The following is a 14,570-nucleotide window of genomic DNA, read 5'->3' on the forward strand; positions in this document are numbered from 1 at the left end:
CGATGACCAGCCAGCTGAGCCACATCTCATCGGCACGGCCGCCGTCGGTCGCCGCCGCCCGGCGGGCCAAGCCGTACGTGCGCGTACGCGACCTGGAGCGCGACCTCGCCGAACGGGTCGACGGCGAGGTGCGGTTCGACCCCGGCACCCGCGGCGCGTACTCGACCGACGGGTCGAACTACCGTCAGGTCCCGCTGGGCGTGGTGGTGCCGCGCACGGTGGACGCGGCGGTGGAGGCGATCGCCGTGTGCCGCGAGCACCACGCGCCGATCACCTCCCGCGGCGGCGGGACCAGCCTCGCCGGGCAGACCTGCAACACCGCCGTCATCATCGACTGGTCGAAGTACTGCCACCGCCTGGTGTCGGTGGACACCGAGGCGGGGACCTGCGTCGTCGAGCCCGGCGTCGTGCTCGACGTGCTCAACCGGGAACTGGCCGGCACCGGGCTGATGTTCGGGCCGCGCCCGTCCACCCACGGCCAGTGCACGCTCGGCGGGATGATCGGCAACAACTCCTGCGGCTCCACCGCCCAGGCGTACGGCAAGACCGCCGAGAACATCGCCCGGCTGGAGATCGTCACCTACGACGGGCTGCGCATGTGGGTGGGCCCGACCGATGAGGAGGAGTTCGCGCGGATCACGGCAGCGGGCGGGCGGCGGGCGGAGATCTACCGGGAGCTGCGCTCGATCGTCGACGCGCACGCCGGGGAGATCCGCCGCCGCTTCCCCGACTTCCCCCGTCGGGTGTCCGGCTACAACCTCGACCGGCTGCTGCCGGAGGGCGTCTTCGATCTGGCCGGGGCGCTGGTCGGCTCGGAGGGCACGCTGGTCACGGTGCTGCGGGCCGAGCTGTGCCTGGTGCCGGCGCCCAAGGCGGAGGCCCTGGTCCTGCTCGGCTACCACGACATCGTCGCGGCCGCCCGCGCCGTGCCGCACATCGCCGGCCATGACCCGCTCCAACTGGAGGGCGTGGACGACCGGCTCGTGGACTACGAACGCCGCAAGCACATGCATCCCGACGCCCTGACCCGGCTGCCGGAAGGCGGCGGCTGGCTCATGGTCTCCTTCGGCGGCGAGTCACGGGAGGAGGCGGACGAGAAGGCCCGCGCCCTGATCGAGGAGCTGCGCCGCACCGAACACGCCCCGCACATCGACTTCACCGACGAGAAGCAGGTGGAAAAGGAGCTGTGGGAGGTCCGCGAGTCGGGCCTGGGCGCCACCGCCCGTGTCCCCGGCATGCGGGAGACGTGGGAGGGCTGGGAGGACTCGGCCGTTCCACCCCAGCGACTCGCCGGCTACCTGGACGACCTGCGGAAACTGTTCAAGGAGTTCGGCTACGACGAGGCCTCGCTGTACGGACATTTCGGGCAGGGCTGCGTGCACACCCGCATCCCGTTCGATCTGGTCACCGCCGACGGCGTGGCCGAGTTCCGCGCCTTTCTCGACCGGGCCGCCGACCTCGTCGTGTCGTACGGCGGTTCGCTGTCCGGCGAGCACGGCGACGGCCAGTCGCGCGGACAGCTCCTGCCCAAGATGTTCGGGCCGGTGGTGATCAGGGCTTTCGAGCAGGTCAAGGCGGTGTTCGACCCGGACAACCGAATGAATCCCGGCAAGATCGTCGCACCGTACCGGGTGGACGAGAACCTGCGGCTGGGCCCGGAGTGGACCCCGGACGACCCGGCCCGCCACTTCGGCTATCCCGAGGACGAGGGCAGCTTCCAGCGGGCGGTCATGCGCTGCGTCGGCGTCGGCAAGTGCCGCCAGCACAGCGGCGGGGTGATGTGCCCGTCCTATCGGGCCACCGGCGAGGAGGAGCACTCCACCCGCGGCCGGGCCCGGCTGCTGTTCGAGATGCTGAACGGCCACGCCGACTCCGCGGTGCGGGACGGTTGGCGCTCGGCGGCGGTGCGCGACGCGCTCGACCTCTGCCTGTCCTGCAAGGGATGCCGCCATGACTGCCCGATGGAAGTCGACATGGCGACGTACAAGGCCGAGTTCCTGTCCCACCACTACGCCGGCAGGCTCCGTCCCGCCGCCCACTATTCGATGGGCTGGCTGCCGCTGTGGGCGCGGCTCGCCGCGCTGGCCCCGCGTACGGTCAACGCCCTCGCGCACGCCCCGGTGCTGGGCCGGCTCGGCAAGCGGCTGGCCGGGGTGGAGCCCGCCCGGCCGGTGCCGTACTTCGCGAGGGAGCGCCTGCGCGACTGGTACCGCAGGCGCGGGCCGCGCGGCGGCGGCGAGCGGGGGCCGGTGGTGCTGTGGCCGGACACCTTCACCGACAACCTCACCCCGCACGTCGGGCAGGCCGCCGTCGACGTGCTTGAGGAGGCGGGCTACCGGGTCCTCCTGCCGCCGCGCACCCTGTGCTGCGGGCTGACCTGGATCTCCACCGGTCAGCTCGGCATGGCCAAGCGGGTGCTGCGCCGTACGCTGCGGACCCTCGCGCCCGCGCTGCGCCGAGGGATCCCGATCGTGGGCCTCGAGCCGAGTTGCACGGCGGTGTTCCGCGCCGACGCCGTCGACCTGTTCCCGCACGACCGGGACGTCTCCCGGCTGCGGGAGCAGACCCGGACGCTCGCCGAGCTGCTCACCGGGACCGACGGATGGCGCCCGCCGCGGATCGACCGGGCGGCGGTCGCCCAGCCGCACTGCCACCAGCACTCGGTGTTGGGCTACGACGCCGACCGCGAGCTGCTGGAGGAGGCGGGCGTACGGCTCGACGCGGTCGGCGGCTGCTGCGGCCTGGCCGGGAACTTCGGGTTCGAGGCGGGCCACCTGGAGGTTTCGATGGCCTGCGCCGAGCACGAGCTGCTGCCCGCGATCCGCGCCGCCGACCCCGGCACGCTGGTGCTGGCCGACGGGTTCAGCTGCCGCACGCAGATCGAGCATTCCGGCTCCGACCGCCGGGGCCTGCACCTCGCCGAGATCCTCGCCGCCGCCCAGCGGGGCACCCCGCTCGGCGACCACCCAGAACGCCTCATCGGCACCTGACGGAAAAAAGAGCGGTAATGATCTGGAACGGAGATCATCTGGGCGGTCGCACACGCCTCGGCGACGGGTAGGCACCCTCTCACCGGTTATGTCCCGGCAAACCGGAGAGTTTCTGCTCACCTCATGAACAGCACGAATAGGGGCGTGAAGAGAATGCTTCGCCACAGTACGCGGGTGACGCGCGCCAGGGCGCTCGGCATGCGGTGGCCCGCGCTGGCCGCACTCGTGATCGCGGGGGCTCTCGCCTCCCCGCCGATCGCCGCGAATGCGGCGGCAGTCCGGCCCGATGTTCCCATTGCCACGTCAACCGGCCCGGGAGGCGGGGGCGGCAACGGCAGAGGCAGCGGGAGTCCCATCAACTCCAGCGCCGCGTCCCCCGCCCAGCAGATCACATTTGGAATCAACGGGCATCACACCTTTCAGGCCGGTGCCTGCGATCAGGGGTTCGCTCTCTGCAATGTGCAGCAGGGTGCCGGCGTCCGGTACTGGCCGTGAACGAACGATCGCTGTGGAACCGGTCCGACAGATCAGACGAACCAAGAATGCCCGTGCGCGACCACGACCGGGGCGGGGAGAAAAGGACGGGTAATGATCTGGAGCGCAGATCATCTGAAATGGGGACGGGCACCCCGCCGGGGGTAGTCAATCTCACGCCGGTTATGTCCATACAAGCGGGGAGTTCCCACTCACCTCATGACCAGATAGGGGCACGAAGGAAATGGTTCGTCACAGTGCGGGGGTCCCGCTCGCCGGAGTGCGGTTCGGCATGCGGTGGCTCACGCTCGCAACACTCGCCGTCGCGGCGGCTGGAGCACTGGCATCGTCGCCGGTCGCCGCGAACGCGATGGTGCTGCACCCCACCGCTCCCGGCGCCGTCTCGGGCAACGGAGCAGGCGGCGCCGGCGCGGGCACCGGCGTCGGCACCGGCAGCGCCACCAACACCAGCGGCGGATCCCCGGCCCAGCAGGCGGCGATCACTGTGAACGGGCTTGCCAGCTTTCAGGCTGCCGTCTGCAACCAGCGGATGCAGACGTGCAACGTCAACCAGCGGCTTTGGGTCCAATGGTGACCATGGAAGCTCTCCGGGCGCTCCACGGACGCCGACGCCGACTGCCACGGAAATGACATACCGATGACCTGACCCTGGATCACCGCGAACGCGCTCAGGGGCACGTCGCAAAGTACGCTGACGAAGGCGTCCGGGCTGCCGGACGCCTTATGACCGGTCTCGTCCAACCCGCAGGGGCGAAAACGAATGATGCGTCAGCAGTACGGCAAAGCACCCAGAAAAGCGCTCGCCGCGCTACTCGTGATCGGGGCGTCCGTTTCTGCCGTACTTGTCGGCGGAAGCACACTCCCGGCCTCCGCCGGCGTGAACCCCGACCATCACCAGACGACGAATGCGCCGAGACCCACGCCGAGGAACATCGAAGACGGCCGTGGCGGCGAATCCGATCGGCGCCCCGCGAAGGCGTCATCACATAAGCAAGAAAAGCAGAAAAAACTGAAAAAGCAGAAAAAATCAGCCGCTCCGAAGGTCCCGGTGGCCACCACGCAGACCGCCGAGTGCAAGGGCGCCAAGATCTGCAACGTGATCCAGCGGATCGTCTTCATCATGCCGCGGGACCTCAAGAAATTCCTACGGTACGCGAAGAAGGCGCAGCGGAGGAAATCGCGGAAAACACGGCTCCCGCACCTGCCCAAGCTTCCGCCCCAGCTCGCCGAGGCGCTGGCGGCCGCACCGCCGGAACCGGCCGCACCTCGGTCTGCCCAGCCACCGCCTGCTCAGCCACCGCCTGCTCAGCCGCCGCCTGCTCAGCCGCCGCAACCGGCCGAACCCGAATCAGCAGCGTCGGTCATGGGCTGACCGGCGCACTGTCGGCACGCTCGGCCCGGTCACGGGCCTGCGTGAACGGTCCCGCCCCCACCTCCAGGTTCCAATCCCCTTACCTTCCGGTGCGCGGCGGAGATCACGTGGTGTAGGCTCCGAGCCGCAAGCGACGGACGCGGAGGAAGCCGGTGTGAATCCGGCGCGGTCCCGCCACTGTCACCGGGGAGCGATCCTCAACTGCGGCCACTGCCCTCACGGGCGGGAAGGTCGGGGAGAGCGTCGATCCGGGAGCCAGGATACTCCGGCCGTCGGACCTTCGACCGGGGGCGCGGACCCCCAGGGAGGACACGCCATGGCGTGCCGAGGCCTGCGCGCAGGCACCTCACTGCCGGTTTCGCGCCCCGTCCCCTGACGTGCCGCGGCACGGCGGCGGCTCGCTGCTCGTCGCCGGCACCACCTCTGACGCGGGCAAGAGCATCCTGACCGCGGGGCTGTGCCGGTGGCTGGCCCGCCGCGGCGTCCGGGTCGCGCCGTTCAAGGCGCAGAACATGTCGCTGAACTCGATGGTCACCGCCGACGGCGGTGAGATCGGCCGGGCGCAGGCGATGCAGGCCGCCGCCGCCCGGGTCGAACCGGAGGCGGCGATGAACCCCGTGCTGCTCAAACCGGCCGGGGAACGGCACTCCCACGTCGTCGTGCTCGGCCGTCCGCACGCGGACGTCGACGCGCTCTCCTACCGAGGGCACAAGCCCGCCCTGCTCGACGTCGCCGTCGACGCGCTGGACGGCCTGCGCCGCCGGTTCGACGTGGTGATCTGCGAAGGCGCGGGCAGCCCGGCCGAGGTCAACCTGCGCGACCGCGACATCGCGAACATGGGGCTGGCCCGCGCCGCCAACCTGCCCGTCCTGGTCGTCGGAGACATCGACCGCGGCGGGGTGCTCGCGCACTTCGCCGGCACCCTGGCCGTCCTGGAGCCGGAGGACCAGCGGCACATCGCGGGTTTCGTGGTCAACAAGTTCCGCGGCGACCCGGCGTTGCTGCGGCCCGGCCTGGACTGGCTGCGCGGGGCCACCGGGCGGGCCTGCCTCGGCGTGCTGCCCTGGCGGTCCGGGCTCTGGCTCGACGTGGAGGACTCCCTCGATCTCGACGGCAGGCCCGGACTGCTGACTCCTCCCGTCGGCCGGGACATCCTGCGGGTCGCGCTCGTACGGCTCCCGCGCATGTCGAACGTCACCGACGCCGACGCGCTGGCCGCCGAGCCCGGCGTCAGCGTGCGCCTGGTCGCCACGCCCGCCGAGATGGCCGAAGCCGACCTCGTCATCGTGCCCGGCACCCGCTCGACCCTGTCCGATCTGGCCTGGCTGCGTGAACGCGGCATCGGCGCGGAGCTGCGGCGCCGGGCCGCGGCCGGCCGGCCGGTGCTCGGCGTGTGCGGCGGGTTGCAGATGCTCGGCGCCGCGATCCACGACGACGACGGCGTGGAGAGCCGGGAGGGCCACGCACCCGGCCTCGGACTGTTACCGGTGCGCACCGACTACAGCCCGGCCAAGGTGCTGGCATCACCGGCCGGCCGGTGGCGCGGTCACGAGGTGTCGGGCTACCAGATCCATCACGGCCGGGTCACCGTCGACGGCGGCGAGCCGTTCCTCGACGGCTGCCGCAGCGGGCAGGTGTGGGGGACGACCTGGCACGGGATCTTCGAGTGCGACGGGTTCCGGCGGGCGTTCCTGACCGAGGTGGCCGCTGCCGCGGGACGCGACTGGCGGCCCGGCACGGGCTCGTTCGCCGAGCGCCGCGAGGCCCGCCTCGACGCCCTCGGCGACCTGGTCGAGGAGCACCTGGACACCGCCGCGGTGTGGCGGCTGATCGAGCGCGGCGTCCCCGCCGGCCTGCCCGCCGTCGGCCTTGCTCCCGTTGATCGGGCCCGTACGGGCCCGGCCCCCGTGAATTTGACACCGCACACCGATGGGGAGGCCGACCGGTCATGACCATGCTGCTGCTGTCGACGGCCGACACCGAGCTGCTCGCCGCCCTGCGGAGCGGAGACGGCTCCGATGGCGAGGGCGGCTGGCGGGTCGCCAACCCCATGCGCATCTCGGCCGAGGACGTCCCCGCCCTGGTGGACAGCGTGGACGCCGTCGTGGTCCGGCTGCTCGGCGGGCGCCGCTCCTGGCCGGAGGGCCTCGACGCGGTGCTCGCCTGCGGCCGTCCGGTGGTGGTGCTCGGCGGCGAGGCCGAGCCCGACGCCGCGCTGATGGCGCTGTCCACGGTGCCGCACGGCGTGGCCGCGCAGGCGCTCGCCTACCTGACGGAGGGCGGCCCGGACAATCTCCGCGAGCTGCGCAGGTTCCTGTCCGACACGCTGCTGATGACCGGCGAGGGCTTCGCACCGCCGCGCACCACCCCCGAGTACGGCGTGCGCCCCCGCGACCCGCACAGCGACCGGCACAGCGACCGGCACAGCGGCCGGCCGCTGGTCGGCGTGGTCTACTACCGGGCGCACGAGCTGTCGGGCAACACGGCGTTCGTCGACGACCTGTGCGACGCGATCGAGGCGGCCGGCGGCGACGTTCTTCCGGTGTTCTGCGGATCGCTGCGCGGCGCCGGTCCCGAGGTGGCCGACCTGCTGCGGCCGGCCGACGCGCTGGTGGTGACCGTGCTCGCGGCGGGCGGGGCCGCCCCGGCGAGCGCCTCGGCCGGGGGCGACGACGACGCGTGGGACGTGGGCGCGCTCGCCACGCTCGACGTGTCCGTGCTGCAGGCGCTGTGCCTCACCACGTCCCGGGCGACCTGGTCGGAGTCGGATGCCGGGCTGTCCCCGCTCGACGCGGCGATGCAGGTGGCGGTGCCCGAGTTCGACGGGCGTCTGATCACCGTGCCGTTCTCGTTCAAGGAGGACGGGCCGGACGGCGTGCCGGTCTACGCGGCCGATCCCGAACGCTGCGCCCGGATCGCCGGGTTGGCCGTCGCGCACGCCCGGCTGCGGCACGTGCCCAACGCCGCCAGGCGGGTCGCGATCGTGCTGTCCTCCTACCCGACCAAGCACTCACGGGTCGGCAACGCGGTCGGCCTCGACACCCCCGCGTCGGCCGTCGTGCTGCTGCGCGCGCTGCGCGAGGCCGGCTATGACGTCGGGGACGAGCCGTACGACAACGGCGACGAGCTGATCCACCGGCTGATCGCGGCGGGCGGCCACGACGTGGAGTGGCTGACCGAGGACCAGTTGCGCGCGGCACCCGCCCGGGTCCCGCTCGCGGCGTACCGGTCGTGGTTCGAGGCGCTGCCGGCCGACCTGCGCGAGGCCGTCGCCGGGCACTGGGGTCCGCCGCCCGGGGAGCTGTACGTCGACGGGGACGACATCGTGCTGGCCGGGCTGCGGTTCGGCAACGTGTTCCTGATGATCCAGCCGCCGCGCGGCTTCGGCGAGAACCCGGTGGCGATCTACCACGACCCGGATCTGCCGCCGAGCCACCACTACCTCGCCGCCTATCACTGGCTGGCCCGCGAATTCGGCGCGCACGCCGTGGTGCATCTGGGCAAGCACGGCACGCTGGAGTGGCTGCCCGGCAAGGGCCTCGGCCTGTCCGGGTCGTGCGCTCCCGACGCCACGCTCGGCGATCTGCCGCTGGTCTACCCGTTCATCGTCAACGACCCCGGCGAGGGCACCCAGGCAAAGCGGCGGGCGCACGCGACCGTGGTCGATCACCTGATCCCGCCGATGGCGCGGGCGGAGTCGTACGGCGACCTGGCCCGGCTGGAGCAGCTGCTCGACGAGCACGCCACCGTCGCCGCCCTCGACCCGGCCAAGCTGCCGGCCGTACGGGCGCGGATCTGGACGCTCATCCAGGCGGCCCGGCTGCATCACGACCTGGACGTCGCCGAGCGCCCCGGCGACACCGAGTTCGACGACTTCCTGCTGCACGTCGACGGCTACCTGTGCGAGATCAAGGACGTGCAGATCCGCGACGGCCTGCACATCCTCGGCCAGGCTCCGTACGGCGAGGCCCGGGTCAACCTGGTCCTCGCGGTGCTGCGCGCCCGGCAGGTGTGGGGCGGCGCCTCCGGAGCGCTCCCCGGCCTGCGAGAGGCGCTGGGGCTGGCCGAAGGAAAGGACGAGTCGCGGGGGGATGTCGACCGGCTGGAGGCGCGGGCGCGGGAGCTCGTCCAGGCGATGGAGGACCGCGGCTGGGATCCGGCGGCGGCCGCGGAGGTCGCCGGCCTGCCGGAGGTCGAGCGGGTGCTGCGCTTCGCCGCCACCGAGGTGGTGCCCCGGCTGGCGCGCACGACCGACGAGGTGTCGCGGGTGCTGCACGCGCTCGGCGGCGGGCACGTCCCGGCCGGGCCGTCGGGTTCGCCGACCCGCGGGCTGGTCAACGTGCTGCCCACCGGGCGCAACTTCTACTCGGTCGATCCCAAGGCGATCCCGTCCCGGCTGGCCTGGGAGACCGGGGCCGCGCTCGCGGCGTCGCTGGCCGAGCGCCACCTCGCCGACACCGGCCGCTGGCCCCGCACGGTCGGCCTGACCGTGTGGGGCACCAGCGCCATGCGCACCCAGGGCGACGACATCGCCGAGATCATGGCGCTGCTCGGGGTACGACCGACGTGGGACGACGCCTCCCGCCGGGTGACCGGGTTCGAGGTGGTCGACGTCGCCGAGCTGGGCCGGCCCCGCGTCGACGTGGTCGTACGGATCAGCGGGTTCTTCCGCGACGCGTTCCCGCACGTGGTGTCGCTGCTCGACGAGGCCGTGCGCACGGTGGCCGCCCTGGACGAACCGGCCGAGGTGAACCCGTTGCGTGCGCACGTCGAGGCGGACCTGGCCGGGCACGGCGACCGGCGGCGCGCCACCAGCCGCGTCTTCGGCTCCAAGCCCGGGGCGTACGGCGCGGGCCTGCTGCCGCTGATCGACTCGCGTGACTGGCGCGACGACGGGGACCTCGCGGAGGTCTACGCGGTCTGGGGCGGTTACGCCTACGGGCGGGGGCTGGACGGCCGCGAGGCCAGGACGGACATGGAGACGGCGTTCCGGCGCATCGAGGTGGCGGCGAAGAACCAGGACAACCGCGAGCACGACATCGCCGACTCCGACGACTACTTCCAGTACCACGGCGGCATGGTGGCGATGGTGCGCCACCTGACCGGGACCTCGCCGCTGGCCTACGTCGGCGACTCCCACGTCCCGGACGCCGTGCGCACCCGCACGCTGGGCGAGGAGACCCGCCGGGTGTTCCGCTCCCGGGTGGTGAACCCCCGGTGGATCGCGGCGATGCGGCGGCACGGCTACAAGGGCGCGTTCGAGATGGCGGCGACCGTCGACTACCTGTTCGGCTTCGACGCGACCGCCGGGGTGGTGGACGACTGGATGTACGAGACGCTCGCCCAGTCGTACGTCTTCGACCCCGAGGTGCGGGAGTTCATGCGCAGGTCGAACCCGTGGGCGTTGCGCGGCATCGCCGAGCGGCTGATCGAAGCGGCCGACCGGGGGCTGTGGGCACAGCCGGACGAACGGACCCTCGACCAACTGCGGGCGACATATCTGGAAATGGAAGGCGACTTGGAGGCGGGCCAGTGATATATCCGTTCAGCGCGGTCGTCGGGCTCGCCGACCTCAAGCTCGCGCTGCTGCTCAACGCGGTGTCACCGTCCATCGGCGGCGTGCTCGTGCGCGGCGAGAAGGGCACGGCCAAGTCCACGGTCGTGCGGTCGCTGGCCGCGCTGCTGCCGCCGGTGCGGGTGGTGGCCGGCTGCCGGTTCTCCTGCGACCCCGGCGCGCCGGACCCGCACTGCCCCGACGGCCCCCATGAGGAAGCCGGCCCCGCCACCGAACGACCGGCCCGGCTGGTCGAACTGCCGATCGGCGCCGGGGAGGACCGGGTGACCGGGTCGCTCGACCTGGAACGGGCGCTGACCGAGGGCGTCAAGGCGTTCGAGCCCGGGCTGCTGGCCGCCGCGCACCGGGGCGTGCTCTACGTCGACGAGGTCAACCTGCTGCACGACCACCTGGTGGACCTGCTGCTCGACGCCGCCGCGATGGGCATCTCGTACGTCGAGCGCGAGGGCGTGTCGGTCCGGCACGCCGCGCGGTTCCTCCTGGTCGGCACGATGAACCCGGAGGAGGGCGAGCTTCGCCCGCAACTGCTCGACCGCTTCGGCCTCGCCGTCGACGTGCGCGCCTCGCGTGAGCCGGCCGAGCGCGCCGAGGTGGTGCGCCGCCGGCTCGCGTTCGAGGCCGACCCGGCCGCGTTCGGGGGCGCGTACGAAACCGGCGATCGGGCGCTCGCCGAGCGGATCGCGTCCGCCCGTGCCCTGCTCCCCCGGGTGGTGCTCCCCGACCCGGCGCTGCGTCAGGTGACCGCGGTGTGCGCGGCCTTCGACGTGGACGGGCTGCGTGCCGACCTGGTCATGGCGCGGACCGCGATCGCGCTCGCCGCGTGGGAGGGCCGCGACGAGGTCACCGGTGACGACGTGGCCACGGCGGCGCGGCTGGCGCTGCCGCACCGACGCCGCCGGGACCCGTTCGGTGAGCCGGGCCTGGACGAGGAGCGGCTGGAGCGCGCACTCGCCGACACGGCCGGTGACACGGCCGGTGAGGGCGACGGCCCGAATAGCGACGGCCCGGATAACGAAGGGACAGATCACGACGGCCCGGATGACAATGATCCGGACGATGACGGACCCGACGGTGGCGGTCCCGGCGGTGACGGACCCGACGGTGGCGGTCCCGGCGGTGACGGACCCGACGGTGGCGGACCGGGCGGTCTCCCGGGAGGCGAGGGCCCGGGAGACCGGCCCGCCCACTCCTCGGAACGGCCCCCGGCCCCGGCCGGACAGCCGTACCGGACGCGGCTGCTGACCCCGCCGACCGTGGGCAGGGGCGGCCCGGCGGGCCGACGCGGACGCACGACCGGCGGGTCCGCGGGCCGGGCGGTCGGCGCACGGCCGGTGTCGAACGGCCGTGCCGTACCACTGCATCTCGTGGCGACGCTCACCGCGGCCGCGCCGTACCAGCGAGACCGGGGCCGCCGCCGCGGCGGGCCGCTGGTGCTGCGCCGCGCCGACCTCAGGGTGGCGGTCCGGGAGGGGCGCGAGTCGAACCTCGTGCTGTTCTGCGTGGACGCGAGCGGATCGATGGCGGCGCGGGCGCGGATGGGCGCGGTCAAGGGGGCGGTGCTCTCGCTGCTGCTCGACGCCTACCAGCGGCGCGACAAGGTCGGGCTGGTGACCTTCCGTGGCGAGGGCGCGACCGTGGCGCTGCCGCCCACCTCGAGCGTCGAACTGGCCTCCGCCCGGCTGGAGCGGCTCGCGACCGGCGGGCGCACCCCGATCGCCGCCGGGCTGGCGTGCGCCGCGCGGCTGCTCGCGGCCGAGCGGCTGCGCGATCCGCTGCGCCGCGCGCTGCTGGTCGTCGTCACCGACGGCCGGCACACCGCCGGTCCCGACCCGGCGGTGACCGCCCGGCGGCTCGCCGCCGACGGCGTGGCGGGTGTGGTGGTCGACTGCGAGCAGGGCCCGGTACGGCTCGGCCTGGCCGGCCGGATCGGCGCCGCGCTGGGTGGCGTCGCCCTGCGACTGGACGAACTGGCGGCCGACGGGCTGGCCGAAATCGTGCGTGACGTGAGGATGGTGGCGTAGATGCCGCAGGGCAGGCCGGCCAGGGTGCCCGACGACGGGCTGACGACGCGGCAACGGCGTAACCGGCCGCTCGTCATCGTGCACACCGGTGAGATGAAGGGGAAGTCGACCGCGGCCTTCGGTCTCGCGCTGCGCGCGTGGAACCAGGGCTGGCCGATCGGGGTGTTCCAGTTCGTCAAGAGCGCCAAGTGGCGGGTCGGCGAGGAGTCGGCGCTGCGCGCGCTCGGCCGGCTACATGAGCAGACCGGCGAGGGCGGCCCGGTGACCTGGCACAAGATGGGCGAGGGCTGGTCGTGGATCCAGCGGCCGGGCACCGAGACCGATCACGCGGCCGACGCGCGGGAGGGCTGGGAGCAGGTCAGGCGGGACCTGGCCGCCCAGACCCACACGCTGTACGTCCTGGACGAGTTCACCTATCCGATGAAGTGGGGCTGGGTCGACGTGGGCGACGTGGTGGCGACGCTGCGCGACCGCCCGGGGCACCAGCACGTGGTCATCACCGGCCGCGACGCCCATCCGCTGCTCGTCGAGGCCGCCGACCTGGTGGTGGAGATGACCAAGGTCAAGCACCCGATGGACGCGGGTCAGAAGGGTCAGCGAGGGATCGAATGGTGACGATCCCCCGGGTCGTCGTGGCCGCGCCGTCGTCGGGAGCCGGCAAGACGACGTTCGCCACCGGGCTGATGGCCGCGCTGACCGGGCGCGGGCTGGCCGTGTCGCCGCACAAGGTCGGCCCCGACTACATCGACCCCGGCTACCACGCCGCGGCGACCGGCCGGCCCGGACGCAACCTCGACGCGTTCCTCGTCGGGGCCGATCTGGTGGCCCCGCTGTTCGCGTACGGAGCTCTCGGCGCGGACGTCGCCGTCGTCGAGGGCGTGATGGGGCTGTTCGACGGCCGCGGCGCGACCGGCGAGGGCTCGACCGCGCACGTCGCACGGCTGCTGGACGCGCCGGTGCTGCTGGTCGTCGACGCGTCGGCGCAGTCGTCGTCGGTGGCCGCGCTCGTACACGGGTTCGCGACCTACGACCGGTCCGTACGCCTCGCCGGGGTGGTGCTCAACCGCGTGGCGTCGCCGCGCCACGAGTCGATCCTGCGTGAGGCGCTGGCCTCGTCGCCGGTGCCGGTGCTCGGGGCGCTGCCGCGCGATCCCGGTGCGGGCGTGCCGTCGCGGCATCTCGGCCTGGTTCCCGCGCAGGAGCGGGGTCCGGCGTCGCGTGCCGCCGTCGACGCGCTGGGCGCGCTGGTGGAGCGGCACTGCGACGTCGAGGCGATCACGCGGGTGGCGTCGGCGGCGCCGCGGCTCGCGGCCCGCCCGTGGTCCCCTGCCGACGCGGTCGGCCGGCCCGTCTCACCGGGCCCCGTCGTGGCGGTGGCCGCCGGGGCGGCGTTCACGTTCCGCTATCCCGAGACGATCGAGTTGCTGGAGGCGGCGGGAGCGCGGGTCGCGACCGTGGACCCGCTGCGCGACGAGCGGCTGCCGGACGGCACCCGCGCGCTGGTGCTCGGCGGGGGGTTCCCGGAGGTCCACGCCGCCGAGCTGTCGGCGAACCGCGCGCTGCGCGACGAGGTGGCGCGGCGGGCGGCGGACGGCCTGCCGGTGATCGCCGAGTGCGGTGGGCTGCTCTATCTGGCCCGCGTTCTGGACGGGCTGCCGATGTGCGGGGTGCTGCCGGTGGAGGCCCGGATGACCGACCGATTGACGATCGGCTACCGCGAGGCCGTACGGCACGGCACCCGCCCGGACGGCCCAACCGGCGGCATGACCGGTGGCCCAGCCGGCAGCACGACTACCGGCGCGACCACCGACACGCCGGCGCGGGCGCATGAGTTCCACCGTACGGCCTGCTCCCCCGCCGCCGGAAGGAGCGCGGCGTACACGCTGGCGGACGGCCGCCGGGAGGGGTTCGTCCAGGGCCGGGTGCACGCCTCGTATCTGCATCAGCACTGGGCCGGGGCGCCGCACCTGGCCCGCGATCTGGTGAAGGCGGCGGCGTGAGCGGCCCGGTGTTGGGCGAGGACCCGGTGGTCGGGGGCCCGGTGGTCGGGGGCCCGGTGGTCGGGGGCCCGGTGGTCGGGGGCCCGGTGGTCGGGGGCCCGGTGGTCGGGGGCCCGG

Annotated in this window: 9 protein-coding genes and 1 riboswitch; all 9 genes read left to right on the plus strand. The window is 73.4% G+C overall.

Annotated elements, in window-relative coordinates:
* Positions 1 to 2 precede the first annotated feature (2 nt).
* Positions 3 to 2,990, plus strand: a complete 2,988-nt coding sequence (locus Mth01_RS00495) for an FAD-binding and (Fe-S)-binding domain-containing protein (protein WP_204009590.1) — start codon at positions 3 to 5, stop codon at positions 2,988 to 2,990.
* A 174-nt stretch (positions 2,991 to 3,164) separates the two neighbouring features.
* Positions 3,165 to 3,485 carry a hypothetical protein gene (locus tag Mth01_RS00500; RefSeq protein ID WP_204009593.1) on the plus strand — a complete coding sequence of 107 codons (321 nt, stop codon included), beginning with the start codon at positions 3,165 to 3,167 and terminating at the stop codon, positions 3,483 to 3,485.
* Positions 3,486 to 3,708: 223 nt separating this feature from the next.
* Positions 3,709 to 4,059: a hypothetical protein gene (locus Mth01_RS00505; RefSeq protein ID WP_204009596.1), complete on the plus strand. Its 351-nt coding sequence runs from the start codon at positions 3,709 to 3,711 to the stop codon at positions 4,057 to 4,059.
* A 186-nt stretch (positions 4,060 to 4,245) separates the two neighbouring features.
* Entirely contained in the window at positions 4,246 to 4,857 is a 612-nt protein-coding gene (locus tag Mth01_RS00510) for a hypothetical protein (RefSeq protein ID WP_204009599.1), read from the plus strand.
* 142 nt (positions 4,858 to 4,999) lie between these two features.
* Positions 5,000 to 5,123, plus strand: a riboswitch (cobalamin riboswitch).
* 111 nt (positions 5,124 to 5,234) lie between these two features.
* On the plus strand, positions 5,235 to 6,809 hold the full coding sequence (locus Mth01_RS00515) for a cobyric acid synthase (RefSeq protein WP_204009602.1): 1,575 nt from the start codon (positions 5,235 to 5,237) through the stop codon (positions 6,807 to 6,809).
* Positions 6,806 to 10,393, plus strand: coding sequence for a cobaltochelatase subunit CobN (gene cobN, locus Mth01_RS00520; RefSeq protein ID WP_204009605.1), 3,588 nt, complete (start codon positions 6,806 to 6,808; stop codon positions 10,391 to 10,393). Before Mth01_RS00515 ends, cobN begins: the two co-directional genes overlap by 4 nt.
* Positions 10,390 to 12,453 (plus strand): VWA domain-containing protein, encoded by a 2,064-nt coding sequence (locus Mth01_RS00525; RefSeq protein ID WP_204009608.1) that lies wholly within the window; start codon positions 10,390 to 10,392, stop codon positions 12,451 to 12,453. The genes cobN and Mth01_RS00525 overlap by 4 nt, the downstream gene beginning before the upstream one ends.
* Positions 12,454 to 13,068 carry a cob(I)yrinic acid a,c-diamide adenosyltransferase gene (gene cobO / locus Mth01_RS00530; RefSeq protein ID WP_204009611.1) on the plus strand — a complete coding sequence of 205 codons (615 nt, stop codon included), beginning with the start codon at positions 12,454 to 12,456 and terminating at the stop codon, positions 13,066 to 13,068. It abuts the gene before it with no gap.
* On the plus strand, positions 13,062 to 14,453 hold the full coding sequence (locus tag Mth01_RS00535) for a cobyrinate a,c-diamide synthase (RefSeq protein WP_204009614.1): 1,392 nt from the start codon (positions 13,062 to 13,064) through the stop codon (positions 14,451 to 14,453). The genes cobO and Mth01_RS00535 overlap by 7 nt, the downstream gene beginning before the upstream one ends.
* The last annotated feature ends 117 nt before the right edge of the window (positions 14,454 to 14,570 follow it).

The sequence above is a fragment of the Sphaerimonospora thailandensis genome, assembly GCF_016863115.1.
Lineage (GTDB): Bacteria > Actinomycetota > Actinomycetes > Streptosporangiales > Streptosporangiaceae > Sphaerimonospora > Sphaerimonospora cavernae.